24 protein-coding genes and 1 riboswitch are annotated in these 24132 nt (G+C 42.9%); of the genes, 18 read left to right on the top strand and 6 right to left on the bottom strand.

Annotation, left to right across the window (positions count from 1 at the left end):
• The first annotated feature begins 34 nt into the window (after positions 1-34).
• Positions 35-628, top strand: a complete 594-nt coding sequence (ruvA, locus tag BLS46_RS05410; protein ID WP_093586102.1) for a Holliday junction branch migration protein RuvA — start codon at positions 35-37, stop codon at positions 626-628.
• A 9-nt stretch (positions 629-637) separates the two neighbouring features.
• Positions 638-1201, top strand: a complete 564-nt coding sequence (locus tag BLS46_RS05405) for a DNA-3-methyladenine glycosylase I (RefSeq protein ID WP_093586100.1) — start codon at positions 638-640, stop codon at positions 1199-1201.
• An 82-nt stretch (positions 1202-1283) separates the two neighbouring features.
• Here the strand turns inward: BLS46_RS05405 and BLS46_RS05400 are convergent, their stop codons facing one another.
• The 5 genes from BLS46_RS05400 to BLS46_RS05375 all read right to left on the bottom strand — a co-directional run bounded on the left by BLS46_RS05400 (position 1284) and on the right by BLS46_RS05375 (position 5004).
• On the bottom strand, positions 1284-1547 hold the full coding sequence (locus tag BLS46_RS05400; RefSeq protein ID WP_000166112.1) for a SemiSWEET family transporter: 264 nt from the start codon (positions 1545-1547) through the stop codon (positions 1284-1286).
• Positions 1548-1652: 105 nt separating this feature from the next.
• Entirely contained in the window at positions 1653-2687 is a 1035-nt protein-coding gene (locus tag BLS46_RS05395) for a S66 family peptidase (RefSeq protein WP_093586098.1), read from the bottom strand.
• Positions 2688-3007: 320 nt separating this feature from the next.
• The gene (locus tag BLS46_RS05385; RefSeq protein ID WP_093586096.1) at positions 3008-3355 is read right to left on the bottom strand and encodes a TfoX/Sxy family protein; all 348 of its coding nucleotides are present in this window, start codon (positions 3353-3355) and stop codon (positions 3008-3010) included.
• Positions 3356-3370: 15 nt separating this feature from the next.
• Complete coding sequence (locus BLS46_RS05380) at positions 3371-4048, bottom strand: DUF1129 domain-containing protein (protein ID WP_180364054.1); 678 nt, start codon at positions 4046-4048, stop codon at positions 3371-3373.
• Positions 4049-4059: 11 nt separating this feature from the next.
• On the bottom strand, positions 4060-5004 hold the full coding sequence (locus BLS46_RS05375; protein WP_000815621.1) for a magnesium transporter CorA family protein: 945 nt from the start codon (positions 5002-5004) through the stop codon (positions 4060-4062).
• A 136-nt stretch (positions 5005-5140) separates the two neighbouring features.
• Between BLS46_RS05375 and uvrA the strand changes: the two genes are divergently transcribed.
• Complete coding sequence (gene uvrA / locus BLS46_RS05370) at positions 5141-7966, top strand: excinuclease ABC subunit UvrA (protein WP_093586092.1); 2826 nt, start codon at positions 5141-5143, stop codon at positions 7964-7966.
• Positions 7967-8003: 37 nt separating this feature from the next.
• Here uvrA and BLS46_RS05365 read toward each other — a convergent pair whose 3' ends face one another.
• Positions 8004-8759, bottom strand: a complete 756-nt coding sequence (locus BLS46_RS05365; protein WP_093586090.1) for a hypothetical protein — start codon at positions 8757-8759, stop codon at positions 8004-8006.
• 147 nt (positions 8760-8906) lie between these two features.
• On the opposite strand from BLS46_RS05365, the gene BLS46_RS05360 reads away from it, so the two are divergent.
• From BLS46_RS05360 to BLS46_RS05290, 15 genes are all read left to right on the top strand, one after another.
• Positions 8907-9971, top strand: a complete 1065-nt coding sequence (locus BLS46_RS05360) for a M24 family metallopeptidase (protein ID WP_093586088.1) — start codon at positions 8907-8909, stop codon at positions 9969-9971.
• A gap of 53 nt (positions 9972-10024) precedes the next feature.
• Positions 10025-10176: riboswitch (M-box (ykoK) riboswitch) on the top strand.
• Between the two features lie 195 nt (positions 10177-10371).
• Positions 10372-13032 carry a magnesium-translocating P-type ATPase gene (mgtA, locus tag BLS46_RS05355; RefSeq protein ID WP_093586086.1) on the top strand — a complete coding sequence of 887 codons (2661 nt, stop codon included), beginning with the start codon at positions 10372-10374 and terminating at the stop codon, positions 13030-13032.
• 134 nt (positions 13033-13166) lie between these two features.
• Positions 13167-13565 (top strand): transcriptional regulator Spx, encoded by a 399-nt coding sequence (gene spx, locus BLS46_RS05350; RefSeq protein WP_000591165.1) that lies wholly within the window; start codon positions 13167-13169, stop codon positions 13563-13565.
• Positions 13566-13627: 62 nt separating this feature from the next.
• Complete coding sequence (locus BLS46_RS05345) at positions 13628-14197, top strand: SP0191 family lipoprotein (RefSeq protein ID WP_093586084.1); 570 nt, start codon at positions 13628-13630, stop codon at positions 14195-14197.
• Positions 14198-14284: 87 nt separating this feature from the next.
• Positions 14285-14551: an IreB family regulatory phosphoprotein gene (locus BLS46_RS05340; protein WP_000507060.1), complete on the top strand. Its 267-nt coding sequence runs from the start codon at positions 14285-14287 to the stop codon at positions 14549-14551.
• A gap of 3 nt (positions 14552-14554) precedes the next feature.
• A complete protein-coding gene (ruvX, locus tag BLS46_RS05335) occupies positions 14555-14974 on the top strand; it encodes a Holliday junction resolvase RuvX (protein WP_004244031.1) in 420 nt (139 codons plus the stop codon).
• A 15-nt stretch (positions 14975-14989) separates the two neighbouring features.
• Positions 14990-15295: a DUF1292 domain-containing protein gene (locus BLS46_RS05330; RefSeq protein WP_000017624.1), complete on the top strand. Its 306-nt coding sequence runs from the start codon at positions 14990-14992 to the stop codon at positions 15293-15295.
• A 258-nt stretch (positions 15296-15553) separates the two neighbouring features.
• The gene (locus tag BLS46_RS05325; protein WP_093586082.1) at positions 15554-16804 is read left to right on the top strand and encodes a bifunctional folylpolyglutamate synthase/dihydrofolate synthase; all 1251 of its coding nucleotides are present in this window, start codon (positions 15554-15556) and stop codon (positions 16802-16804) included.
• A gap of 88 nt (positions 16805-16892) precedes the next feature.
• Positions 16893-17336, top strand: a complete 444-nt coding sequence (locus tag BLS46_RS05320; RefSeq protein ID WP_093586080.1) for an SP_0198 family lipoprotein — start codon at positions 16893-16895, stop codon at positions 17334-17336.
• Between the two features lie 186 nt (positions 17337-17522).
• Positions 17523-18674 carry an iron-containing alcohol dehydrogenase gene (locus tag BLS46_RS05315; protein ID WP_093586078.1) on the top strand — a complete coding sequence of 384 codons (1152 nt, stop codon included), beginning with the start codon at positions 17523-17525 and terminating at the stop codon, positions 18672-18674.
• Positions 18675-18778: 104 nt separating this feature from the next.
• Positions 18779-20047 carry a glycosyltransferase gene (locus BLS46_RS05310; RefSeq protein WP_093586076.1) on the top strand — a complete coding sequence of 423 codons (1269 nt, stop codon included), beginning with the start codon at positions 18779-18781 and terminating at the stop codon, positions 20045-20047.
• Between the two features lie 3 nt (positions 20048-20050).
• A complete protein-coding gene (locus BLS46_RS05305; protein WP_093586074.1) occupies positions 20051-21031 on the top strand; it encodes an NAD-dependent epimerase/dehydratase family protein in 981 nt (326 codons plus the stop codon).
• Entirely contained in the window at positions 21006-21821 is an 816-nt protein-coding gene (locus tag BLS46_RS05300; protein WP_093586072.1) for an MBL fold metallo-hydrolase, read from the top strand. The genes BLS46_RS05305 and BLS46_RS05300 overlap by 26 nt, the downstream gene beginning before the upstream one ends.
• Positions 21799-23061: a F390 synthetase-related protein gene (locus BLS46_RS05295; RefSeq protein ID WP_093586070.1), complete on the top strand. Its 1263-nt coding sequence runs from the start codon at positions 21799-21801 to the stop codon at positions 23059-23061. The genes BLS46_RS05300 and BLS46_RS05295 overlap by 23 nt, the downstream gene beginning before the upstream one ends.
• Before the next feature lie 14 nt (positions 23062-23075).
• Entirely contained in the window at positions 23076-24020 is a 945-nt protein-coding gene (locus BLS46_RS05290) for a 3-oxoacyl-[acyl-carrier-protein] synthase III C-terminal domain-containing protein (RefSeq protein ID WP_093586068.1), read from the top strand.
• The last annotated feature ends 112 nt before the right edge of the window (positions 24021-24132 follow it).

Here is a 24132-nt window from a genome sequence, read left to right as displayed (position 1 = left end):
GTATACTAGATAGGCAAAATAATGGAGAAAAATTATGTACGAATATCTAAAAGGAATCATTACCAAAATCACTGCTAAATACATTGTCCTAGAGGCAAATGGTATCGGTTATATCTTGCATGTAGCCAATCCCTATGCCTACTCAGGTCAGGTTAATCAAGAGACCCAAATTTATGTGCACCAAGTTGTCCGTGAGGACGTGCATCTGCTCTACGGTTTTCGATCAGAAGATGAGAAAAAACTCTTTCTTAGTCTGATTTCGGTTTCTGGGATTGGTCCTGTGTCAGCTCTTGCTATCATCGCTGCCGATGACAATGCTGGCTTGGTTCAGGCGATCGAGACTAAGAACATCACCTACTTGACCAAGTTCCCTAAAATCGGTAAGAAAACAGCCCAACAGATGGTGCTGGACTTGGAAGGGAAGGTAGTTGTGGCTAGTGATGATCTTCCTGCCAAGGTGGCAGTGCAAACCAGCGCTGAAAACCAAGAACTGGAAGAAGCTATGGAAGCCATGTTGGCACTGGGTTACAAGGCAACCGAGCTTAAGAAAATCAAGAGATTCTTTGAGGGAACGACGGATACAGCTGAGAACTATATCAAGTCAGCTCTTAAGATGTTGGTCAAATAGGAGAATAAGATGCCAAAACGCTGTGGTTGGGTTAAAATGAACAACCCTCTGTATATAGCCTATCATGACGAAGAGTGGGGTCAACCCCTTCATGATGACCGCGCTCTTTTTGAACTGCTCTGTATGGAGACTTATCAGGCTGGTCTGTCTTGGGAAACGGTGCTAAACAAGCGCCAAGCTTTCCGAGAAGTCTTTTACAACTATCAAGCCCAATGTATCTCTGAGATGACAGATGAGGAGTTGGAAGCCTTGTTAGATAATCCAGCCATCATCCGAAATCGTGCCAAGCTCTTTGCAACACGCGCCAACGCCCAAGCATTTTTACAAGTCCAGAAAACCTACGGTTCCTTTGATGCTTACCTCTGGTCTTTTGTAGATGGACAAACCATCATCAATGATGTTCCTGACTATCACCTAGCACCTGCTAAAACAGCCTTGTCTGAAAAGTTATCTCAAGATCTCAAAAAAAAAGGATTCAAATTCACAGGTCCAGTCGCAGTTTTAGCTTTTTTACAAGCGGCAGGTCTGATTGACGACCACGAGAATGATTGTGAGTGGAAAAACGGAAATTAGTGAGTGCAAGCGTCTAACTATCTGAGAATATAGAAAAAGCTGAGAAACTCATCTCAGCTTTTTGATTATATGCTAGTAACTTTTATAGTGCAGTGAGAAATGTCAGTCCACCTAAGACAACGCCAGCTGAGTTTGGAATAATTAGTATCCAATCCTTCTTAGGTTCTTTTGTCCATCCGTAAATAACCCAAATTAAACAAGATACTGCTGCGGATAAAGGCTGGAATGGTTGAGCTTTGTTGCCTTGTAAATTGGCAAAAATTTGTGGGATGTAGGCGATAAATACAATAATCCCGATAAAAGCCCCGATTGAACCGACAATTTGATTTATTTTTTGTTTAGTCATATACACCTCCTTCAAAAGGATATCATAGAAATAAGCAAAATGCAATAAATTCAGACACAAATTGTAACGAAAATCAATACCAAAGCACAAAAATGGAGAAATTGTTTATTTTTTGTTATAGTCAAAGCGAATGACTTGCTCCTGTGCATCCACATAAGCGTGAACGCCAAAGGGAACAATGGCTCTTGGAGTTGCGTGGCCGACATTCAGATTATAGACAATCGGGACACTGCTGTCAACTACATCCAATAGCGTTTCCTTATACTCGTCATAGAAGGTTTCATCCATTGGCTTTCCGACCAAGAGTCCACTGATGACCTCAAATACCCCAGTTTCTTTCAAAGCCTGCAACATCTTTTTGAAGTCCTCCGGATCAGGCTTTTCTTCGCTTGTTTCTAACAAGAGAATCTTTCCTTGCCAGTCGGATAAGTCAGGAAAAAGTTTGTATTTTTGGCAGAGCTCCGTGCTATCTGCGTATCGAGAGTTGTCAAAGATATCATAGAGAGACTCAAGGCAACCGCCGAGAATTTCCCCCTCAAACTGGGCATTTCCTTGTAACAAGTCAAAACCAGTATTTGCATGACTGACACGAGCTGTTCCCAGGGCCTTGGGACTAAAATCAGTCCGTTCCTCATACCAAACGTCGCTAGGACGGATTTCTGAGGTTCTTCCAGTCTCAATCAATTCTTTAAAGTAGCGGAAGCTATAGGGTAACATCTCCTTGTCTAATTCACAAATGTCTGCTAGAAAGGATTGGCCATAAAAAGTCTTGACCCCTAGTTTGTGCAACATAAGGTGGTTCATAGTGGTATCCGAGAAGCCAAGAAACATCTTTGGCTTGATAACCTTTTGAAGCTGGTCGTTTTCAAAAAGATAAGGTAGTAAACGATAGGTATCATCCCCACCGATGGCGCAGAGGATCATGTCGATGCTATCGTCCGAAAAGGCCTGCATCAAATCTTCTGCACGTGCCTCAGGATGGTCCTTGATAAAGTCTAACCCTTTTAGCGAATGGGGTAAAAAGACAGGATTGAGTCCTAGATCCCTGAGACGTTGGATACCCAAATCGACTTCGTGTTTGACAAAATTCTCTCCGATAACACCGCTAGACAAACTAACAATACCAATAGTAGAAACCATATCTCATCCTCCTAGAAATAGATTGATACTCTTCGAAAATCTCTTCAAACCACGTCAGCTTTGCCTTGCCGTATATATGTTACTGACCTCGTCAGTTCTATCTACAACCTCAAAGCAGTGCTTTGAGCAACCTGCGGCTAGCTTCCTAGTTTGCTCTTTGATTTTCATTGAGTATGAAGCCTATTCTATCACAAATGATGAGAGAAAACTATAAGAATGAGATTCAGAAGTGCTATTGAATCTCAAGAAAGCAAGTGAAAAAGCAACCGCTTGTGCAGTTGCTTTTCGTTTTTCTAATCACTAATCTCACTAGATATGAGTTACTTGGTCAACTCTTGATTATAGGAGAGAGCTAAATCAATCCAGTAAGGAAGTTCTTTTTGACCTTCGATATCTAGGTCTATATAGCCATGATAAGGTCGCCCTCTCATCAATGTGGTATGAGCTCCTGTTCGGGGTAGAACTTGCTTTTCCGTTTCTTTGCCAATTCTCACCATAACCAGCTCGTCCTTTCTGGAACTGACTGTAAGGACCATTTTCCCACGAATCATAAAAGCCAGGCCACCAAACAGTTTCTTTTCTTCTAACTCTTCTTCGAAAATTTGGGGAGGAAGTTTAAGTGCTAGAATTTTTCGAATCTGCTGAGCTAAGGATTGACTATATGCCATAGCTTTTCACTTTTCTTAATAACGTGATGGGCCCGCGCTTGCACTTCGGATATTGAAACGTTTCTTGAGATAGAAGCGAAGGGCGAGAAGAGCCGCTCCTAGGATAGCCAAAGGCAATGGAGCAAGGACTGGATTGAGGCTGGCCGGTAGGAAGCTTGTTGCAAAGAAGACAACCAACCAAAGGACCATAGAGGCCAGGATGACGAGGATTGATTTCCAGAATGGAGGGCGTTGACTACGGTCTGTGTCTGGTCCATAGTACTGGTAGACAAAGTAGTACATCAAGTAGAAGGCAAGTCCTCCTACAAGTCCAACCAACAAGAGGGTAATCAACCCATAGCCAATAGCCTGGTCTGTAGAGAAGAAGGTAGTCAGGGCGCTAACCAATGCAAAGAGACTGGTGATAAAAAGGGCTGAGTCCATAATCATGAGTTTTGGATCATCATTTTCTTTTGGATGCTCTTTTTCATACTGCTCCTTGACAGTGAAGCTATGAGCCCAATGGGTTGGAGCACCGTAGAGGGAACGAGCGGTCGTTCCTTTGGCTTGTTCTTCAAGGATTTTAGGAATGACTTCCTCAAAGACGGCCTTGATTTCAGCATCTGTTTTGCCATCTTTGAGAAATTGTTGGGTAGCGATGTGGATAAACTCTTGGTTTTTCTTGGTTAGTTTTTGTAAATCAATCTGAGACATAGGGATTCCTCTTAGAACCATTTTTTATGGATGAGATAGAGAGTGAGCGAGACACTCATAGCAAAGGCGATAAAGACGATTAACCAGAAGGCGTGGGGTTCACCGTTCAGAGGGATTTCATTATCTTTAAAGTTCATCCCGTAGGCTGAGAAGATCATAGTTGGGACAGACATGACGATGGTCACGAGAGCCAGGGTCTTCATGATGTTGTTCTGGTTGTTGGAAATGATAGAGGCAAAGGTCTCTGTCATAGAGTGAAGGACGTTTCCATAGATATCTGCCATCTCGATGGCCTGTTGGGTTTCGATCAGGGTATCTTCGAGCAGGTCTTGGTCCTCTAGGTATTTCTTGATATTGCTAGTTGCGCTGGTCAATTTCTTAATCACGCGCTCATTTGTCTTAAGTGAGGCTTTGAAATAGACGATGGTCTTTTCCAATTCCATGAGCTCGATCAGTTCTTCGTTTCGAGTAGACTTGTGAAGTTGACTTTCGATTTGTTCACTCTTACGGTCGATTGAACGAAGGGCCGTAAGGTAAAGCTCTGCGTTGCGGTATAGAATCTGGAAGATAAAGCGTGAACGCATAAAGGTGTAGAAGTTGCGCAGTCTGCGGTTGATAAAGACATCGAGAACGGGGAGGGATTCCAAGCAGGTAGTGATAATGGTCTCCTCGGTGATGATAATCCCTAGCGGAATCGTTACGTAGTAGGTGCGATTGTTTCTTTCCTCTGTGATGGGAACGTCCACGATGATCAAAGTATACTCATCTTCAATGGTGATACGGGACATTTCTTCCGCATCGAGTGGTGCTCGAAGGTCGGCAATATCAATGTCAAAGGCATTGGCGATTTCCAACGATTCATTTTGTGTAGGATTGACGAGATTGATCCAAGTACCCGGTTCAAGCGTGTCGATCTCTTTAAATTCAGTTGTTGTTGAGAGAAAAACTTGTTTCATATCCCCTATCCTTTCCTACTATTCAGTGATTCATTTTTTGCACCGTACTATTATACTACAAAAACAGCTTTTTGGGTAATAGAATTTCACATTTTTTGGTATAATGGAAAGCAATAATGGACTAGAAAGAACAAAGATGCAAGATAAAATTGTCATTCATGGGGCACGTGCCCATAACTTAAAAAATATTGATGTGGAGATTCCACGAGACAAGCTGGTCGTCGTGACTGGTTTGTCAGGTTCTGGGAAATCCAGTCTGGCCTTTGATACCCTCTATGCTGAGGGGCAAAGACGCTATGTAGAGAGTCTGTCAGCCTATGCTCGTCAGTTTTTGGGCAACATGGAAAAACCAGATGTGGATGCCATTGACGGTCTTAGCCCAGCTATTTCCATCGACCAGAAAACCACTAGTAAAAACCCACGCTCGACCGTGGGAACGACGACTGAAATTAATGATTATCTGCGTCTCCTTTACGCACGTGTGGGGACGCCTTACTGTATCAACGGGCATGGGGCTATCAAGGCCTCTTCTGTAGAGCAAATCGTGGATAAGGTCTTGGAGTTGCCAGAACGCCAGCGCCTGCAAATCTTAGCTCCTGTCATCCGTAAGAAAAAAGGGCAACATAAGAGTGTCATTGAAAAGATTCAGAAAGATGGGTATGTTCGTGTCCGAGTGGATGGGGAGGTCTACGATGTGACCGAAGTTCCAGAGCTGTCTAAGAGCAAGCAACACAATATCGATGTCGTGGTTGACCGTATTGTCATCAAGGAGGGCATTCGTAGCCGTCTATTTGACTCCATTGAGGCTGCCCTTCGTATCGCAGAAGGTTATGTGATTATCGATACAATGGACGATTCTGAGTTGCTCTTTTCTGAGCATTACGCCTGTCCAGTTTGTGGCTTTACTGTGCCAGAGTTAGAGCCACGTCTCTTCTCCTTCAATGCACCGTTTGGCTCATGTAGTGAGTGTGATGGTTTGGGCATCAAGCTGGAGGTGGATGTTGACTTGGTGGTTCCTGATACCAGCAAAACTTTGCGTGAAGGAGCGCTGGCGCCTTGGAATCCTATCTCATCTAACTACTATCCAAATATGCTAGAGCAGGCCATGACAGCCTTTGGGGTGGATATGGATAAGCCCTTTGAGGACTTGTCAGAAGAAGATAAAAACTTGATTCTTTACGGCTCAGATGGCAAGGAATTCCATTTCCACTATGAAAATGAATTTGGTGGTGTGCGCGATATCGATATTCCTTTTGAGGGAGTTGTCAATAATATCAAGCGTCGCTACCATGAAACCAATAGTGACTACACCCGCACCCAGATGCGTCTCTACATGAATGAGCTGACCTGCGGAACTTGCCACGGCTACCGTCTCAATGACCAGGCCTTGTCTGTTCGTGTGGGTGGCGAGAAAGGGCCACATATCGGTGAAATCTCAGACCTGTCTATCGCAGACCACTTGGAGTTGGTGAGCCAGCTGACCTTGTCTGAAAATGAAGCCATTATTGCTCGTCCTATTCTCAAGGAAATCAAGGATCGCTTGACCTTCCTCAATAACGTGGGGCTTAACTATTTGACGCTGTCACGTTCGGCAGGAACCCTGTCAGGTGGGGAGAGTCAGCGAATTCGCTTGGCGACTCAGATTGGGTCCAACCTCTCAGGTGTCCTTTATATTCTGGATGAGCCGTCCATTGGTCTCCACCAGAGGGATAATGACCGTCTCATTGCCAGTCTGAAAAAGATGCGTGACTTGGGCAATACTCTCATCGTGGTAGAACACGACGAAGATACCATGCGTGAGGCGGATTATCTGATTGACGTTGGTCCGGGTGCCGGTGTTTTTGGTGGAGAGATTGTTGCTGCAGGAACACCCAAGCAGGTGGCCCGTAACAGTAAGTCTATTACAGGCCAGTACTTGTCAGGTAAACGTGCCATTCCAGTACCAGAAGAGCGCCGTGCCGGAAATGGTCGCTTTATCGAAGTGACAGGAGCGCGTGAGAACAACTTGCAAAATATTACCGCTCGCTTCCCATTAGGAAAATTCATCGCAGTGACAGGGGTGTCAGGTTCAGGGAAGTCGACCTTGATCAACAGCATCCTCAAAAAAGCCATTGCGCAGAAGCTAAACCGCAATTCAGACAAACCTGGTAAGTTTAAAACGATTACTGGGATTGAGCATGTCGATCGTCTGATTGATATTGACCAGAGTCCAATCGGACGGACGCCGAGATCCAATCCAGCTACCTATACAGGAGTTTTTGACGACATACGTGACCTTTTTGCCCAGACAAACGAAGCTAAGATTCGAGGCTACAAGAAGGGCCGTTTCAGTTTCAACGTCAAGGGCGGTCGTTGCGAAGCCTGCTCAGGTGACGGGATCATCAAGATTGAGATGCACTTCTTGCCAGATGTTTACGTGGCTTGTGAAGTCTGCCACGGGACTCGCTACAACAGTGAAACCCTAGAAGTCCACTATAAGGAAAAGAATATCTCGCAGGTTTTGGACATGACCGTCAACGATGCGGTGGAATTCTTCCAACACATTCCCAAGATTCAGCGTAAACTTCAGACCATCAAGGATGTGGGGCTGGGCTATGTAACGCTAGGGCAACCGGCTACCACCCTTTCTGGAGGAGAAGCTCAGCGTATGAAGTTGGCTAGTGAACTCCACAAACGCTCGACAGGGAAATCCTTCTACATTCTGGATGAGCCAACTACAGGGCTTCACACTGAGGATATCGCTCGCTTGCTTAAAGTCTTGGCTCGCTTTGTCGACGATGGGAATACTGTCCTCGTCATCGAGCACAATCTAGATGTTATCAAGACAGCAGACCATATCATCGATTTGGGACCTGAGGGCGGTGTCGGTGGTGGAACCATCATCGCAACAGGAACCCCAGAAGAAGTAGCGGCCAATGAAGCCAGCTACACAGGACAGTATTTGAAAGGAAAGTTAAAATAAGATTTAAAAGGCTCTGCTTTTTTAGGCAGAGTCTTTTTTATAATAAATTACGAATTTTTTCTTTTATAAATGAGTTAAGAGAATAGTGTTTATCCAGATATTCTAGGAGTGCTTGAGCAGACTCAGAAATGCGTTCGTAACCTTGCAAAAAGTGAGGCAATTGCTTGGCTTCCTTTGGATAACCTTCTTCAAATCGTCTGTTGGTATTAAAGATATCTATAAAATTAGATTTAGAAGTTGTTTCCAAACTGATTAGTTCAGTCCAAAGCTTGACGGTTCTGTTTTGTATTAAATCATAAGCAGCTAATTTTTCGCCTCGCTGATAACGACCTAGCCCTAAATATAGATTACATAAAATTTCTCCCAACAACCATTCACGGTCTCTGTTTTCTTTTGATGGCAGTCTTTGTGGCTGACAGATTGTTTCATCAAAACCGACCTCCTTCCAGATAATCTTGCCTTCAGAGAAGGGAATGTTTACTAGTTCTTGAGCTTCAAAGACAGCAAATTCACAAAAAACATCATCTTCAAATAGAACTTTATGTCCGTCCACTGTATTTTGGTAGTGAAATGCAATTGGTTCTAGCTTACTTAACCAGGTTAGGTCTTGGATATAAGTCTGCTTGTAGCCATCTTTTACAATAACAAAGAAGTCTAAATCTGAGTACTGATCCAATCGTTCTCTTTCTGTTCCGCAAGAACCAAGTGCCAGCAAAGCTAGTGCTTGGTTCGAATTTTTTAGAGACTGACCAATATCATCTAGTCTTTGTAACAGCAATTCTGTTTTATTCATATCGATACCTCATTCTTTCTTGTTTAACAGAAATTATACATTAAGCGCTTTCAAATGTCAATTTTATCTAATCTTAGCTATATAGATTGTATTATTTTCGGTATTTTTTTGCTATAATAAATTAAATCATTTTACGGAGGTTTTCTCATGTTATCAAGAGTTGAAAAATTTGAAGCAGCCTTAAAACAGACAGAGTGTGATGCTGTCCTAGTAACCAATCTGAAGAATATCTACTATCTGACTGGTTTCAGCGGGACAGAGGCGACAGTTTTCATTAGCAAGTCGCGTCGGATTTTCCTGACGGATGCGCGCTATACCCTGATTGCCAAGGGAGTGGTTGAGGGCTTTGATATTGTTGAAACGCGAGATGCGGTTGGTGAAATTGCTAAAATTATAGCGGACGACAAGCTGGAAAAAATTGGCTTTGATGACGAGATTTCCTATGCTTACTTCAAGATGCTGGAAAATGTGTTTGCTGGTCATGAGCTGGTTCCAATGACTGGTTTTATTGAAAATCTGCGGATGATCAAGGATGAGCAAGAAATCGCAACCATTCGTAGGGCCTGCCAGATTTCGGATCAAGCCTTCCTAGATGTACTGGATTTTATCAAGCCCGGTGAGACGACTGAGCTATCCGTTATGAACTTTTTAGATGCCCGTATGCGCCAGCTAGGTGCTTCAGGTGCCTCTTTTGACTTCATCATCGCTTCGGGCTACCGCTCTGCTATGCCACATGGCGTAGCTAGTGACAAGGTCATTCAAAAGGGCGAAACCCTGACCATGGACTTCGGCTGTCTCTACGACCACTATGTCAGTGATATGACACGGACCATCTACCTCGGTCATGTCAGTGACGAGCAGGCAGAGATTTACAATACGGTCCTGAAAGCCAACCAAGCCTTGATTGATCAAGCTAAGGATGGCTTAGGTTTCCGCGACTTTGACAAAATCCCTCGTGATATTATCATCGAGGCAGGCTATGGTGACTACTTTACTCACGGTATTGGACACGGTATCGGACTGGATATACACGAAGAACCTTATTTTAGCCAAACTTCCAAAGAAGTCATTAAATCTGGTATGGTCTTGACTGATGAACCGGGTATTTATATTGAAGGTAAATACGGCGTTCGTATTGAAGATGATATCCTGATTACAGATAATGGTTGTGAGTTATTGACACTTGCTCCAAAAGAATTGATTGTTATCTAAAAAATGAGATAAATCATTGACTTTTATATTTTAAAGGTTTATACTGATAGACGAAAACGGTAGGTGAGGCTACCATAGGGATACGGATGACTACCGCAAAGCAGTGGAGACACTACTCGTTGGTCAACAGTCCTGGTCGCGAAGGCCAAGACTAAGCTCATTTCATTGCCCTATGGAGTTAAAGCTTGAACGAAAAAACAGATAATTAGTTTTTTAATCCTGCCATTTTATGGTGGGATTTTCTACTGTTTTAGAACAAGGAAAGGAGACAAACGATGCAAATTGACGATCATCCAGAACCGCACATACACAGCCAATCGCTGATTTGTGTCGTTCTGCCCTTATAAAGTGATTGGTCTCTGTGTATGAAACACATCATTCATACAGATAGGAGAAACCAATGAAAACTACAAAAGAAAGATTAGCAACAGCTATTCACACATCTTTAAACGAAACTCTATCTTTTTATAAGACAAGTCTAACAGGCTTGACTGAAGAGCAGGTGGAGAAAAATCGTGACCTATATGGCGAAAACACCATCACCAAGGGTCAAGAAGACAGTATCCTCAAAAAGATTTACGAATCTATTATCAATCCATTTACAATCATCCTGCTGGTCATCGCTATGATCTCCATGGTGACCAATGTCTGGCTGGCGAAGCCTGGACAAGAAGATCCGACGACCTCTATCATCATCGTCGTTCTCGTTCTAATCTCTGGTGGCATACGCTTTGTCCAAGAACTGCGGAGTGACAAGGCTGCGACCAATCTATCAAAAATGATTGTGAACACTGCCACAGTTATCCGCGAAGGCCAGAGTTTAGAGGTCGCAATTGAAGATTTGGTCGTTGGAGATATAGTCAAATTAAGTGCTGGGGATATGATTCCAGCAGATCTCCTTTTGATTGAATCACGTGATTTCTTTGTCCAACAGTCTGGCTTGACAGGTGAAAGTGACTCGGTTGAAAAACTGGCCTTGTCAAAAATGAGTCAGTCAAACTTTGATAGTCTGCTAGAAGCAGAAGCGCTCGCCTTTATGGGAACCAATGTGATATCAGGAAGTGCCAAGGCTTTGATTCTAGCGGTCGGTGATGACACCATGATGGGAGAAATCGAGCAGACTCTCAATACCTATGACGAACCAACCTCTTTTGAGCGGGAGATGAACAGCATCTCTTGGCTCTTAATCCGTTTGATGTTAGTCATGGTTCCCATCGTCTTTCTCTCCAATGGCTTGACAGATGGAGATTGGTTAGAAGCAGGTGTGTTTGCACTGAGTGTTGGTGTTGGATTGACACCTGAGATGCTTCCTATGATCATCACGGCCAGTCTAGCAAAAGGCTCCATTATCATGGCCAAGGAAAAAGTGGTTATCAAGAAACTCAATGCCATACAGGACCTAGGTGCTATTGATATCCTATGCACGGATAAAACGGGAACCCTTACCCAAGACGAGATTGTCCTTGAATATCCTTTGGATATACATGGGGATTTGGATTTGTCTGTGTTGAGACGTGCCTATCTCAATTCCTATTTTCAAACGGGATTGAAAAATTTAATGGACCGAGCCATTATCAGTAGAACTGAAAAAGAAGCTAAAGAACACGCTATTCTACAAAATTTGGATACTAGCTTCCAAAAAATAGATGAATTGCCCTTTGACTTTGAACGCAGACGGATGAGTGTTATCGTCAAGGATGAAAACGAAGTTGTTAGTTTGGTAACCAAGGGTGCCCTAGAGGAAATGCTTGCGATTTCAACCCATGTGGAATATCAAGGTCAGATTAGCCCTCTGACGGATGATATCCGAGTGGAAATCTTAAAAGAAGTGGACCAACTTAATCAACAGGGCTTGCGAGTCTTGGGAGTCGCTTATAAAACAGGCCTAAAAGAAGGTTTTGCTTACTCGGTTGAAGATGAAAAGGAGATGATTCTAACAGGTTATCTTGCCTTTCTAGATCCACCAAAACCATCTGCAGCCCCTGCTATCCAAGCTTTGCTGGAGCATGGTGTTGAAACAAAGATCTTGACGGGGGACAATGAGAAGGTAACACAAGCAGTATGTGAAAAAGTTGGTTTAAACGTTGATCAAATCTTGCGGGGTTCTGATATTGACGCCATGACGGACGAAGAGTTAGCCCAAGCAGTTGAGAAGGTGACTGTCTTTGCCAAACTCTCTCCTGATCAAAAGGCACGAATCATTTTACAAATCAAATCTAATGGACATTGTGTCGGTTATATGGGAGATGGGATCAATGATGCTCCTTCTATGAAAGTAGCAGATGTGGGGATTTCTGTTGATACAGCAGTAGATATTGCCAAAGAGACAGCTGATGTCATTTTGCTGGATAAGGATTTGATGGTGCTTGAAAAAGGTCTGGTTGAAGGACGCAAAGTCTATGCTAATATGACCAAATATATCAAGATGACGGTCAGCTCTAATTTCGGGAATATTCTTTCACTCTTAGTGTCTGGTATCTTTTTACCTTTCCTTCCTATGGCTCCGATTCACTTGATTGTCTTAAACCTCGTCTATGATCTTTCTTGCATTGCCTTGCCATTTGATAATGTAGATGAAGACTTTTTGAAACATCCTCATAAGTGGGAGGCTAAGTCTATTACTCGTTTTATGATTTGGATGGGTCCGATTTCTTCTGCCTTTGATATTTTGACCTTTATCTTGCTCTATTTTGTCATTGTCCCAATGGCGACAGGTCAAGCTTATACTCACGGAGCAGAGGCTGCAACGGGCTTTATCATCTTGTTCCAGACAGGTTGGTTCATTGAATCCATGTGGTCCCAAACCATGGTTATCCATATGCTTCGTTCAGCAAAACTGCCTTTCTTACAAAGTCGTCCATCATGGTTTGTTCTTGGAACAACCTTCCTAGCAGCTAGTTTTGTGACCTTCCTTCCCTACTCTTCAATTGCTAGCCTGCTTCATTTAACCCCTTTGGAACCAATTTATTTCCTCTTTTTGCTTTTGATTATCGTCCTTTATATGATAAGTGTTACAGTTGTGAAACGAATGTATATCAAAAAATTTAAAAGTTGGCTATAAATTGATTTTGTCAAGAAAAAAGTACGGAAATCGCTAAAAAAGTTAAATTTTTTTAAAAATAGGTCGCAAGTCGGATGTTTTTTATGGTATAATAGATTAAACTGATAGTAACATGTAGCGAAAGGGGTAGGCACATGATTAAGATTTATACCGTCTCCAGTTGCACAAGCTGTAAGAAAGCGAAGACTTGGCTCAACGCACACCAGTTAAGTTATAAAGAACAAAACCTTGGTAAAGAAGGGATTACGAGAGAAGAACTACTTGATATTCTGACAAAGACAGATAATGGAATTGCCAGCATTGTATCATCAAAAAACCGCTATGCGAAAGCTTTAGGAGTTGACATCGAAGATTTGAGTGTGAATGAAGTACTCAACTTAATCATGGAAACGCCACGGATCTTAAAAAGTCCTATTCTAGTTGACGAGAAGCGTTTGCAGGTCGGTTACAAAGAAGATGATATCCGTGCCTTTTTACCACGCTCTGTCCGTAATGTAGAAAATGCAGAAGCACGTTTGCGTGCAGCTCTATAAACATCGAGGCTGGGGTATCTCCTAGCCTTGTTCATTTTTTATCAAAAATCATGTGAGGAATTATGAGAAAGATAGTAATTGGCGCAGCTACTCTCCTCCTGCTACTTGCAGGATGTGGCCAAAAGAAGGAAACGACATCCAGTTCAAAAAGTGAATCCGAAACACTCCAGTCTACTCTGCCCGTTTTGGAAAATGCGGAAAAGAATACGGTTGTGACCAAGACTTTGATTTTCCCTGAGTCAGGAGATGGTGTCAAGCAAACGCAAACCATTACCTATAAAGGGAAACAATTTCTAAAATTGGTTATTCGGCAAATACGGCCCTTAAGTGAGGAATTGAAATCCTTTATCGCTGACCACGGTCTTGAAGAAACTCAAAAAGCTCTTTTAGAAGCAGAAGAAAAGGATGAAATACTTCAGGAAGCGCGCAAATTGGCAGGTTTTACACTTGAAACCAAACTGCTCAGTGAGACTGAAATCCAGACCACAACGACCTATGATTTACAAGTCTTGGATGTCAAAAAGGCGTCACAGACAGATTATTTGAAAAATCTTGGCTTAGAGACTCTTTTGAAAAATGAACCAAGCCAATATATCGCAGACAGAGTGGCAAATGGTGCGACAGAACAGTAAGAAAATCCAAATAAATGGATTGACTTAATTGTAGAACGTAAGGAAATATGCTATAATAGTACTATTCTAAGGAAAGAGGGTGTTAGAATGGGATTTACTGAAGAAACTGTACGTTTTAAATTGGATGATTCCAACAAAAAAGAGATTAGCGAGACGTTGACAGATGTCTATGCTTCTTTGAATGAAAAGGGTTATAATCCGATAAATCAAATCGTCGGTTATGTATTGAGTGGAGACCCTGCCTACGTTCCTCGTTACAATAATGCACGAAATCAAATTCGTAAGTATGAGCGTGATGAAATTGTTGAAGAATTGGTGCGCTATTACCTTAAAGGACAAGGAGTCGATCTATAATCTATGAGAATTATGGGATTGGACGTCGGTTCAAAAACAGTGGGTGTTGCGATTAGCGATCCACTAGGCTTCACCGCTCAAGGACTTGAAATCATCCAGATTAATGAGGATCAGGGCCAGTTTGGTTTTGACCGTATCAAGGAATTGGTTGACAGCTATAAGGTGGAACGTTTTGTAGTAGGTCTGCCTAAAAACATGAACAATACCAGCGGTCCGCGAGTAGAAGCTAGTCAAGCCTACGGAGCAAAACTAGAGGAACTTTTTAGTTTGCCAGTAGAGTATCAAGATGAGCGCTTGACGACAGTCGCAGCTGAGCGTATGTTGATTGAGCAGGCTGACATCAGTCGCAACAAGCGAAAAAAAGTCATTGATAAATTGGCTGCTCAGCTGATTTTGCAAAATTATTTAGATAGAAAATTTTAAGACAGAGGAGAAACTATGTCACACGATCACAACCACGATCACGAAGAACGTGAATTGATTACACTAGTAGACGAGCAAGGAAATGAAACCTTATTTGAAATTCTTTTGACCATCGACGGGAAAGAAGAATTTGGTAAGAACTATGTTCTTCTAGTGCCAGTTAACGCAGAAGAAGATGAAAATGGTGAAGTTGAAATCCAAGCCTACTCATTCATCGAAAATGAAGACGGAACAGAAGGCGAATTGCAACCAATCCCAGAAGACTCAGAAGACGAATGGAACATGATTGAAGAAGTCTTCAACAGCTTTATGGAGGAGTAAAAATATCCGGGGGATATTTTTACCCCAGTTCCTTTAACTAAGAGAGAACTGGTAAGTCTGGGGAATATTTTTACCCTTACGCTAAAAATAAAGACCGTAAGTAAGTCCAGTGGACGTTTTTAGCCCTGCGCTAAAATTCATAGTAGCTAGTGATTAGCTAACCAGGTAAGAGGTCGGGATTTTTGTCCCGACCTCGCTTTTTACTTGTAATTATACTTTGTTGTGGTAGTGGAATGTACTTTTGTTAAGGAGATATGCATGTTTGAAGTAGAAGAATGGCTTCATAGTCGGATTGGTTTAAACTTTAGATCTGGACTTGGACGAATGCAGCAAGCAGTGGATTTGCTGGGGAATCCTGAGAAGACTTATCCTATTATCCACGTGACAGGGACCAATGGCAAGGGATCAACGATTGCCTTTATGAGGGAGTTGTTTGTTGCTCATGGTAAAAAAGTTGGCACCTTTACCTCTCCTCATATTATCAGCATCAATGATCGAATTTGTATCAATGGACAACCGATTGCTGATGAAGATTTTATTCGTACAGCTAACCAAGTCAAGGAGATGGAAAAAACTCTTTTGGAAACACATGACCAATTGTCTTTCTTTGAGTTGTTGACCCTGATTGCCTTGCTTTACTTTAAAGAGCAGGAAGTGGATCTGGTTCTTCTAGAAGTGGGGATTGGTGGTTTGCTTGACACGACTAATGTCGTAACAGGCGAGATTGCAGTTATTACTTCGATTGGTCTAGATCATCAGGAGACCTTGGGCGATAGTCTGGAGGAAATAGCAGATCAGAAAGCTGGTATTTTCAAGTCTGGCAAGAAGGCGGTCATTGCTAAGCTTTCTCCAGAAGCAGAGCTTGTCTGCCAAAGTAAAGCGAGAGAGTTAGACGTGGACCTTTATCAAACCGGGCAAGACTTCACCTTAAATGCGGGAGATTTTTCAAGTAAGCTAGCAAGTTTTTCACGGCTTGAAATCAGTTTGGAGGGTGCTTATCAGCAAGAAAATGCCGCCTTGGCTTTACAAACTTTTCTTCTGTTTATGGCATCAGGAGGTGAAAGGGTCGAAGAAGAGCTTGTCAGACAGGCCTTGAAAGAGACCCACTGGGCCGGTCGATTGGAACGGATTCGTCCGCATATCTACCTAGATGGGGCTCACAATCTTCCAGCCTTGACTCGTCTGGTCGAGTTTATCCAAGGGAAAATTCAGCAAGGATACCAGGTTCAAATCCTTTTTGGCGCCCTTAAACGTAAGGATTATCAAGGGATGCTAGGTTATTTAACAGATGCTTTGCCAGAGGCGAAAGTCAAGGTGACTGGCTTTGATTACCAAGGCTCTTTAGAAGAAAGCGATGTTTCTGGCTATAAACTGGTTGACTCTTATCGTGATTTTATCAGCGAATTTGAAGAAAATGCCAATGATCAGGACCTGCTTTTCGTGACGGGCTCCCTCTACTTTATCTCGGAAGTGCGAGCGGGTTTGGTGGGAAAGCGTGAGATTAATTGACCTTCGAGGTTTAAGTTGCTATACTGGGGATAGGAAAACTTGAAAGCGATTTCAGAAACAACATTAGCACAAAAGAAAGGAAGTCGCTATGAAAATAAAAACATTCACACTTTCTATTGCTTCCCTAGCAATTCTTAGTCTTTTAGCAGCTTGTGGATCTAAGACACAAGCACCTACCCAGCAATCCTCTACTCAACAAGAGTCATCTTCTAGTGCTACTACAAGTGCTAGCCAACCACAGGCGTCCTCAAGTCAGGACACTGCTGTAGCTCAACCTACTAACATCGATGGTACCTATACTGGAAAAGATGAGAATGACCAGATCACTCTTGTTGTAACTGGTAAAACTGGTACCTGGACTGAGGTCGAGCCAGATGGAGATAAGGAAATCAAGCAAGTTAGCTTTGAGCCAGAAAATCAACGTGTCATTATCGGTGATGATGTCAAAATTTACACGGTTAATGGTAATCAAATGATTATCGATGATATGGACCGTGAGGCATCTGACCGAGTCGTCCTAACTAAGCAATAACGATTAAGTTAAAGTTCCAATGAGATGAAATTCGTCTTATTGGAGCTTTTTTGTTTTTAAAATGTGACCAGTGGTTCTTTACTGATTTTTTACTTAAAACGCTTACAAAAATTTGTAATACTTGTACTAAGATCGTATACTTATAGTAAATAATCAAATAGCGCAAAGGCGCAGGAGGAAAAGCATATGGCTACATTTTACGTTCCATCAGTTAACCTTATTGGTAAAGGTGTTGTAAATGAAGTAGGTCCGTATATCAAGGAACTGGGGTATAAGAAGGCTCTCTTGGTGACAGATAAGTTCATCGAAGGCAGTGATATTTTACCCAAAGTCCTAAAACCATTAGATGCTGAAGGGATCGAATATGTGATCTTTAGCGATGTCGAGCCAAATCCGACTTGTAAGAACGTCAAAGACGGGGTGGCTGCTTTGAAGGAGCATGGATGTGACTTCATCATTAGTCTTGGGGGAGGATCTCCTCAGGATGCGGCTAGTTGTATCTCTATCATTGCGACAAATGGTGGAAAACCGCAAGACTATGAGGGTCTCCACAAGTCTGCTAAAAAAGGGTTGCCGGTGGTTGCGATCAATACAACGGCTGGAACTTCAGCAGAAATCACCATTAACTATGTGATTACTGACGAAGAACGCAAGGTCAAAATGGTAATGGTAGATAAGAACAGCCTAGCCCTTATCTCTGTTAATGACCCAGAACTCATGCTTTCTAAACCGAAAGGATTGACAGCAGCAACAGGTATGGACGCTCTTACCCACGCTGTCGAAGCCTTGGTAACACCGGGTGCTTATGATGTGACCAAGAAACTCTCTATCGGAGCCATTGAACTCATCAAGGAGTACCTCCCTCGTGCTGTGGCTAATGGACAAGATATCGAAGCGCGTGAGGCGATGGTCAATGCTATCTTCCTCGGTGGTATGAGCTTTAACAATGCTGGTTTGGGCTACGTTCACTCAATGGCTCACCAGCTCGGTGCAGTGTATAATTTACCGCACGGTGTCTGCTGTGCCATGCTTCTTCCAGTTGTAGAACGTGAAAATGCCAAACGTGTACCAGAAGCTTTCCGCAATGTAGCCAAGGGTTTGGGACTTCATGTTGAAGGGAAAACTGATGAAGAATGTGCAGCCTACGCCATCACTGAAATTGAGAAACTGTCTGAAATAGTAGGGATTCCGAAGAAACTCACTGAACTCGGTATCCAAGAAAAAGATTTTGACTTTGACTACCTTTCTAAGAATGCTTTGATCGATGCCTGTGCACCAGGAAACCCATTTATGCCGACTTTGGAAGAAACCATTGCTCTCTATAAAGAACTCTTTTAAGGATTGACTCAAGTGAAAGCGACGTATTCCCCAAAATATAAATAATATTAGAAAGAACTATCATTTTGGTAGTTCTTTTTTTAAAAATTTGCTATCCTAGACATATGAGAAAAATCAAAATTGATGTGGTTGTAGTGCCCTTAAGTGGGCATCTCTTCCCAACCCTCAACCTACTCGCTCCCTTGTTGAAGGATCCCTTGTATGAGATTCGATTATTTACAGGACCACAACGAAAAGCTGTCGCAGAGGAGATGGGATTCCAAGTGATTCCCATTTTAGAAAATTCTGTAGATGAGTTTGAGCGAGTAGCTAATAATGAAGGGCAATTAAACCTTATTTCTGCTTATCAACAGTTGTCAGCTAGTCTAGATTTGATCAATGTAGTGTCTGACCAACTAGTGCAAGAATGGCAGAAAAATCGACCAGATATTGTTATTGCGGATTTTATAACCCTCTCTGGAGGACTAGTAGCGGAACAGTTGGGGATTCCTTGGATTACCACTATGGCGACACAGTTTGCCATTGAAACGACAGATGGACCGCCTTGTTTCTTTGGAGGAATGGGTAGTCCAAAGAATCCTTTCCAATCTATCCAGCAATGGCTAGGAAGAAAAGTGACTCGTTTAGGGAAACGAATCGTAACCTTTCTACTTAGAGAACGCTTGAAACGTTACGATTTTAAGCTCTACAATCACAAAAATCAGGAAACCATTTATTCGCCCTATTCCATCTTGGGAATTGGGATGAAAGAGTTGGAGCTGAAAAGTGGTTTTCCAGAGCACTACCTTTGGGTGGGACCTTTTGGGTCTTCGATTGAGAGGGCAGAGAATTATCCTCTGGATTTGGCTCCTTATGCAAATCATAAGAAAGTCCTCGTATCTTGTGGGACTCAGCTAGCATGGGCCAAAGACAATCTCCTCTACCAGACACAACAATTGGCTAAAGCCCATCCAGATTGCCACTTCTTTGTAACTCTGGGGTTTGGCGGACAAGACTTCCAATGTGAAGAGCTCATGGACAATGTTTCGGTGGTATCCTATCTTCCCTATAAGAAGTACATTCCTCAGATGGATTATGTGATTCATCATGGCGGTGCGGGTATTTTTTACCAGTGTATCATCTATGGCAAGCCTGCCTTGATTCTCCCCCATGACTATGATCAGTATGACTATGCGGTTCGTGGATTAGAGGCGGGGATTTCCCTGACTACTAAACGAGAGGATACGGAAGCGATTGGACGCGCTTTTGATGAGTTGTTGGCTAGAGATGACTGGTCAGACTTGAACAAACTTAGTCGTGCAGCTCAAGACTACCAGCCAACAGAGATTCTGAAGAGCGAAATACATCGGCTCTTAGAGAACATGGAGAAATAAAAGATGAAGAAAGTATTGGTAACAGGTGCTACGGGCTTTCTAGGTAAGTATGTTGTTGAAGAGCTCAGTCAGCATGGCTATCAGGTACGCGCTTTTGGACGCAATCGCAAGGTTGGTCAGTCTTTAGAGAACTCCTCTGTGGTATTTTTCCAAGGAGATTTGACCAAGCAAGAGGACCTGACTCAGGCTTGTCAGGGTATGGACATGGTTGTGCATGCGGGAGCTCTTTCTACCGTCTGGGGACCTTGGGAAGATTTCTACCAGACAAATGTCTTGGGGACCAAGTATGTTCTGGATGCTTGTCGGGAGGTTGGTATTCAGCGTTTGGTTTATGTGTCCTCGCCTAGCATCTATGCTGCTCCTCGAGATCAGCTAGCCATCAAAGAAAGCGCTGCGCCTCAGGAAAATAATCTGAACAACTACATTCGTAGCAAACTGGCTTCGGAGAAGCTGTTTAAGGATTATCCCGATGTTCCGAGTATGATCTTACGACCTCGTGGGCTTTTTGGGATTGGGGATACCAGTATTTTGCCTCGAGTTCTCAAACTCAGTCAGAAGATTGGCATTCCCTTGATAGGGGACGGTCGTCAGCTCATGGATATGACCTGTGTAGAAAATGTCACTCTGGCAATTCGCTTGGCACTAGAGACCCCTCAAGCTAGTGGCGAAGTTTATAATATTACCAATGGGGAACCAAGAGCCTTTAAGGATTTGATAGAAGAAACCCTGAGAGGACTGGGCTATCCGATAACATACAGAAAAGTGCCGGCTCCTCTTCTTTCAGCTATTGCAAGTAGTTTGGAGTTTCTTTATAAGACCTTGAAACTCAAAGGCGAGCCAGCTCTGACACGCTATACCTATTATCTGCTCCGTTATAGCCAGACGTTGGACATCAGCAAGGCGGAGCGAGACTTGGGGTATCGCCCTCAAATCAGTATTTCGGAAGGGATTGAACAATATGTCCAAGATTATCGAAAGCATTGATTATTTCCCTGCCGGATATTGTACTAGTTATGCGGCTTTGCTATTCAAGGGAGTCAAGAATAAAAAGATGACCTTCCCAGCTGGTGTCTTTCTGATTAAACATAGAGACAAGGGCTATTTGCTATATGATACTGGTTATCACTATAACATTAAAACTAAACTACGCTATGGTTTCTATCGTCTAGGAACACCTGTTCAAATGACGGAGAAGGACCAGATTTCACATTTACTGAAAGCGAAGGGAATCAAACCAGAAGAAATAAACTATGTCCTTCTATCTCATTTACATCCAGATCATCTGGGAGGAGCTAGCTTCTTTCCTCATGCAACCTTTATACTGACCAAAGAAGTGTATGAAGTCTACCAAAAACCTAATTTGAAAGACTTGATTTTCAAGGAGTTTTTGCCAGCTTCTTTTGAAGAAAATCTAACCATTATCAGAACTGACCAGCATCACTCGGGATTTCCCTATCGTCCGATTTGTGATCTTTTCGGAGATGGCAGTATCCTAGTAGCTTCTGTTGACGGGCATGCCAGGGGGCAAGCTTGTCTGTGCCTTCCAGAGCTTAATCTTCTCATCGCAGCAGACCTCTGTTGGGGAATTGACCTCTTGCCTTACACCAAGCAGATGCACCTGCTTCCTTCCCTGGTGCAGGACAATAAGGCAGACTATATCAAGGGGACAGAGTTTCTGGAGGAAGTCTTGAGAGACGGTATTGAGGTAGTTGTTAGCCATGACCCTGTAGAAAGGATCGAGCGGATTTTGTATGAAAAAAATAACCTTTCTTAAAACTTTTATCCAAACGCGTTGGCTTCATAATTTTAAGTCTCGAGAAGCCTTAGAAAACTATCAGAAAAAGCAATTAGCTAACTATATGGACTTTTTGAAGCGAGAATCTCCTTATTTTAAAAATGGGATACCAGCCGACTTTGACCATATGGACAAGGCCTTTATGATGGAACATTTCAATGAACTCAACACCCAAGGAGTGGATCGTGATGAAGCGCTAGCTCTAGCCATCGAAAGTGAAAAGACCCGTGATTTCACTGAACTTAAAGGTGAAGTAGCTGTCGGTCTATCTTCGGGGACATCTGGGCATAGAGGGCTCTTTATCACGAACGAGAAAGAGCGTAGTATGTGGGCGGCGGCTATTTTAGCCAAGATGTTGCCCAAGGACCAGCTGTTTGGCCATCGCATCGCCTTTTTCCTGAGAGCTGATAATGAACTCTATCAAACCATTAATACAGCGCTCATTCGGTTAGAGTACTTTGATATTTTTAAAAATACGGATGACCATATCGGCCGTCTCAATAGCTACCAACCGACCATAGTGGTGGCGCCTGCTTCTATGCTGCTCGAGTTGAGCAAACGACTAAAAGCTGGAGAGTTAGACATTCATCCACAAAAAATCGTTTCTGTAGCAGAAATCTTGGAAGATAAGGATAGGGAACGCATCGCAGAAGCCTTTTCTCTATCCATTATTGACCAGGTTTATCAGGCAACTGAAGGTTTTCTAGCCTGTACTTGCTCAGCTGGCAATCTGCATCTCAACGAAGACATTATCTTTGTGGAAAAGCAGTATCTAGATGACTGCCGTTTTTATCCAGTGATTACGGACTTTAAACGAAGCAGTCAGCCTGTTTATCGCTACCAGCTCAATGATATCTTGGTTGAAAATCCGGAGCCTTGTCCCTGTGGCTCCTGCTATACGCGGATTGACAAGGTCGAAGGACGCTCTGATGATATTTTCTACTTTGAAGGGCAGGATGGGGGACAGGTGACCATCTATCCAGACTTTATCAGACGTTGCATCCTCTTTGTGGAGAATGTGGGAGATTACCAAGTTAAGCAACATTCCGAGAAATTAGTAGAAGTTTGTCTAAGCCGACGAGATGAGGACGTAGAGACAGCAATTTTAGCACAGTTCCAACTCTTGGCCCAGCAAAAAGAGTTCATAGTTCCTCAAATCCAATTTTCAGATTATCACTGGGATACTAGCCGTAAACTCAAACGTATCCAACGTTTATGAAAGGAAAAAAGACAATGACAGAAGTAAAAAGACATGTAGAAATCGCAGGTTATGGCATTTCCCTTCCAAAGCATACAGTGCAATTTAAAGACCAGACCCGTTATCGTGTAGTTGAAAATGAAGAAACCCAACTAGATTTGGCAGAAGCAGCTATCCAGCAGGCACTTGAAAAAGCAAATTTAAAAATAGAAGACATTGATTGTCTGGTTTCGGCGAGTGCCGTTGGAGTCCAGCCTATTCCATGTACGGCTGCCTTGATTCATGAACGCGTGGCAAAAGGACACTCAATCCCAGCTATGGACATCAATACGACCTGTACTAGCTTTATTTCTGCTCTATCGACCATGTCCCACTTGATTGAGGCGGGCGAATACGGTCGTGTCCTGATTGTGTCTAGTGAGGTTGGTAGTTTAGGGCTCAATCCCAAGCAAAAAGAAAGTTTTGAACTCTTTAGTGACGGGGCAGCAGCCTTTATTTTCCAAAAAAGTCATCAGGAAAAAGGGGTCATTGCTAGTCTCCAACGTACTTGGTCAGAAGGAGTTCATGATACTGAGATTCGTGGAGGTCTGACTTCTTTTCAACCCAAAGAGTACTCTGAAGTGACTAAGACCAACTATATGTTTGACATGAAGGGGAAGAAAATCCTCCTCTTGTCTGCTCGTAAAATCCCAGTCATGTTTGAAGAGTTTCAAGAAAAAACACAGTTAGCCTTGGCAGACGTGGACTATATCATTCCTCACCAAGCAAGTCGTGCTCTTCCTTTGGTCATGGAAAAACTAGGTGTGGCCGAGGATCAGTACCTCAATCTCGTCACTGACTATGGAAATATGGTGTCAGTCTCTGTACCGTTTGGCTTGGCTTATTCTTTGGAATATGGACTTATCAAGGAGGGAGATGTCGTCTACCTTATGGGGACTGCAGCTGGTATGACGGCCAATATGTTGGCTCTCAAACTGTAATACGCATCTGAAAATGGAAGGGCAAGAGTAAAAGGTTGCCATCTCCCCCTGAACTGAGGTATACTAGTAGCAATATTAGTTTAGCAAACAATTAGGGAGAATGTTAGAAAAG

Source organism: Streptococcus sp. NLAE-zl-C503, from assembly GCF_900104285.1.
Lineage (GTDB): Bacteria > Bacillota > Bacilli > Lactobacillales > Streptococcaceae > Streptococcus.
This window is presented reverse-complemented; position numbering and strand designations above follow the sequence as displayed.

What these genes read in the sequence shown, in the direction of transcription:
- BLS46_RS05330 (WP_000017624.1), top strand. Translation starts at nt 14,990, where the DNA reads ATGTCACACGATCACAACCACGATCACGAAGAACGTGAATTGATTACA.
- BLS46_RS05360 (WP_093586088.1), top strand. Translation starts at nt 8,907, where the DNA reads ATGTTATCAAGAGTTGAAAAATTTGAAGCAGCCTTAAAACAGACAGAG.
- BLS46_RS05400 (WP_000166112.1), bottom strand. Translation starts at nt 1,547, where the DNA reads ATGACTAAACAAAAAATAAATCAAATTGTCGGTTCAATCGGGGCTTTT.
- BLS46_RS05375 (WP_000815621.1), bottom strand. Translation starts at nt 5,004, where the DNA reads ATGAAACAAGTTTTTCTCTCAACAACAACTGAATTTAAAGAGATCGAC.
- ruvX (WP_004244031.1), top strand. Translation starts at nt 14,555, where the DNA reads ATGAGAATTATGGGATTGGACGTCGGTTCAAAAACAGTGGGTGTTGCG.
- uvrA (WP_093586092.1), top strand. Translation starts at nt 5,141, where the DNA reads ATGCAAGATAAAATTGTCATTCATGGGGCACGTGCCCATAACTTAAAA.
- BLS46_RS05300 (WP_093586072.1), top strand. Translation starts at nt 21,006, where the DNA reads ATGTCCAAGATTATCGAAAGCATTGATTATTTCCCTGCCGGATATTGT.
- BLS46_RS05365 (WP_093586090.1), bottom strand. Translation starts at nt 8,759, where the DNA reads ATGAATAAAACAGAATTGCTGTTACAAAGACTAGATGATATTGGTCAG.
- BLS46_RS05325 (WP_093586082.1), top strand. Translation starts at nt 15,554, where the DNA reads ATGTTTGAAGTAGAAGAATGGCTTCATAGTCGGATTGGTTTAAACTTT.
- BLS46_RS05340 (WP_000507060.1), top strand. Translation starts at nt 14,285, where the DNA reads ATGGGATTTACTGAAGAAACTGTACGTTTTAAATTGGATGATTCCAAC.
- BLS46_RS05345 (WP_093586084.1), top strand. Translation starts at nt 13,628, where the DNA reads ATGAGAAAGATAGTAATTGGCGCAGCTACTCTCCTCCTGCTACTTGCA.
- BLS46_RS05395 (WP_093586098.1), bottom strand. Translation starts at nt 2,687, where the DNA reads ATGGTTTCTACTATTGGTATTGTTAGTTTGTCTAGCGGTGTTATCGGA.
- BLS46_RS05290 (WP_093586068.1), top strand. Translation starts at nt 23,076, where the DNA reads ATGACAGAAGTAAAAAGACATGTAGAAATCGCAGGTTATGGCATTTCC.
- BLS46_RS05310 (WP_093586076.1), top strand. Translation starts at nt 18,779, where the DNA reads ATGAGAAAAATCAAAATTGATGTGGTTGTAGTGCCCTTAAGTGGGCAT.
- spx (WP_000591165.1), top strand. Translation starts at nt 13,167, where the DNA reads ATGATTAAGATTTATACCGTCTCCAGTTGCACAAGCTGTAAGAAAGCG.
- ruvA (WP_093586102.1), top strand. Translation starts at nt 35, where the DNA reads ATGTACGAATATCTAAAAGGAATCATTACCAAAATCACTGCTAAATAC.
- BLS46_RS05295 (WP_093586070.1), top strand. Translation starts at nt 21,799, where the DNA reads ATGAAAAAAATAACCTTTCTTAAAACTTTTATCCAAACGCGTTGGCTT.
- BLS46_RS05405 (WP_093586100.1), top strand. Translation starts at nt 638, where the DNA reads ATGCCAAAACGCTGTGGTTGGGTTAAAATGAACAACCCTCTGTATATA.
- BLS46_RS05380 (WP_180364054.1), bottom strand. Translation starts at nt 4,048, where the DNA reads ATGTCTCAGATTGATTTACAAAAACTAACCAAGAAAAACCAAGAGTTT.
- BLS46_RS05305 (WP_093586074.1), top strand. Translation starts at nt 20,051, where the DNA reads ATGAAGAAAGTATTGGTAACAGGTGCTACGGGCTTTCTAGGTAAGTAT.
- BLS46_RS05315 (WP_093586078.1), top strand. Translation starts at nt 17,523, where the DNA reads ATGGCTACATTTTACGTTCCATCAGTTAACCTTATTGGTAAAGGTGTT.
- mgtA (WP_093586086.1), top strand. Translation starts at nt 10,372, where the DNA reads ATGAAAACTACAAAAGAAAGATTAGCAACAGCTATTCACACATCTTTA.
- BLS46_RS05320 (WP_093586080.1), top strand. Translation starts at nt 16,893, where the DNA reads ATGAAAATAAAAACATTCACACTTTCTATTGCTTCCCTAGCAATTCTT.
- BLS46_RS05385 (WP_093586096.1), bottom strand. Translation starts at nt 3,355, where the DNA reads ATGGCATATAGTCAATCCTTAGCTCAGCAGATTCGAAAAATTCTAGCA.